This window comes from Enterobacter sp. Li2LvB3, from assembly GCF_056156645.1.
Window position 1 is genome coordinate 1 of the sequence record NZ_JBSICG010000055.1, and the last position, 1,965, is coordinate 1,965.

Here is a 1,965-nt window from a genome sequence, read left to right on the forward strand (position 1 = left end):
TAACAAGCCCCCGTTTTCCAGCAGGACGTTGGTGGCACTGTGGGTTGCCGCATCCACGGAGAAGGCACCGAGGGTATTGGTGCCGGACACGGTGGCGTCGGTGCTGGTCTGCAGCGCGCCGCCGCTGTTCTGGGTGACCGTCAGGGCCGTACCGCCGGCAGATACGTTCAGCAGACCATTGGCCTCCAGCGTGGTGCCGGTGGCCGTGCCGCCGGAATAGACCCACAGACTTCCCTTGCTGGCTGCCGTTGTGTCGGTCGCGGCCAGGCCGCGGACCAGGGTGCCGGTGGCCGTGCCGCCGGCATTCACTTCAAGCCAGCCGCCGTTGTCCAGCAGGACGTTGGTGGCACTGTGGGTGGCCGCATCCACCGAGAAGGCACCGAGGGTATTGGTCCCGGAGGCGGTGGCGTCGGTGCTGGTCTGCAGCACGCCGCCGCTTTTCTGGGTCACCGTCAGGGCCCTGCCGCCGGAAGATACGTTCAGCACGCCGCCGCTGTTCAGCGTCGTGGAGGTGGCCGTGCCGCCGGAAGATACGTTCAGCACGCCGCCTGAATTCATCGTCGTTGACGTCGCCGTGCCGCCTGTATTGACCTTGAACCAGCCGCCACTGTTCAGCAGGACGTTGCTGGCCGAGTGGGTGGTTGCATCCACCGAGAAGGCACCGAGGGTATTGGTCCCGGAGACGGTGGCATCGGTGCTGGCCTGCAGCGCGCCGCCGCTGTTCTGGGTCACCGTCAGGGCCGTGCCACCGGCGTTGACGTTCAGAACCCCGCCCGAATTCATCGTCGTTGACGTCGCCGTGCCGCCGGCATTCACAGCAAGCCAGCCCCAGCCTTCCGCCAGGAAATTGCTGGCCGAGTGGGTTGCCGCATCCACCGAGAAGGCACCGAGGGCGTTGGTGCCGGAGACGGTGGCGTCGGTGCTGGTCTGCATCGCGCCGCCAGCATTCTGAATTACTCCGGTGGCTGTCGAGCCCGGCGTTGCCTGCAATCGGCCTCCGGCATTCAGGACGGTCCCGACAGCAGAGCCACCCGCCCGGAGCACCTGATACTGAAGACTCCAGTATCCATCAGCATCCCGGACGCCCGTAATTGTGGTTCCGGAAGTTCTCCCGCCTGAATTAACATATTCAGTCCCGCCACCACTCAGATTTGTGCCGATGGTCGTTCCGCCTGAGTAGACATTAATATAATTAGCGTAACTTCCAGTTGCAGTTGTCCCGGTTGCCGTGCCACCGGAATTGACGTTTAGCGAGCCGCCGTTTTCCAGCAGGACGTTGCGGGCTGTGTGGGTGGTCGCATCCACCGAGAAGGCGCCGAGGGCGTTGGTTCCGGAGACGGTGGCGTCGGTGCTGGTCTGCAGGGTGCCGCCGCGGTTCTGGGTGACCGTCAGGGCCGTGCCGCCGGAACTGACCTGCAGCCTGCCGCCGCTGTTAATCCGGGTGGTTCCGGCCGTGCCGCCACTGAATACCCGCTGGGTGCCGCCGCCATTAACCGTGGTATCGGTGGCCATGCCGCCGTCGTTCACATTTAGCCAGCCGCCGTTTTCCAGCAGGACGTTGCTGGCCAGGTGGGTGGCCGCATTCACCGAGAAGGCGCCAAGGGCGTTGGTGCCGGACACAGTGGCGTCGGTGCTGGTCTGCAGTGCACCATCTCCAAGCTGGGTCACCGCCCGGGCAATCCCGCCGTCGGCCACATTCAGGATGCCGTCGATGTTCAGTATTGTGGAGGTCGCAGTGCCACCCGCCTTGACGGTGAGCTTTCCGCCGTTTTCCAGCAGGACATTGCTGGCCGAGTGGCTGGCTGCATCAATAAAGAAAGCCCCGAAGGCGTTGGTGCCGGACACAGTGGCGTCGGTGCTGGCCTGCAGCGCGCCGCCGCTGTTCTGGGTCACCGCCAGGGCCGAGCCGCCGTCGGCCACATTCAGGGTGCCGCCGTTCAGCGTGGTGGACGTGGCTGCACCGCC

At 65.2% G+C, this 1,965-nt stretch carries 1 protein-coding gene; it reads right to left on the bottom strand.

The features are described 5' to 3' along the window. A partial coding sequence (locus tag ACS603_RS23340; RefSeq protein ID WP_474945009.1) for an AIDA repeat-containing protein occupies window positions 1-1,965 on the bottom strand: 1,965 nt, incomplete at both ends.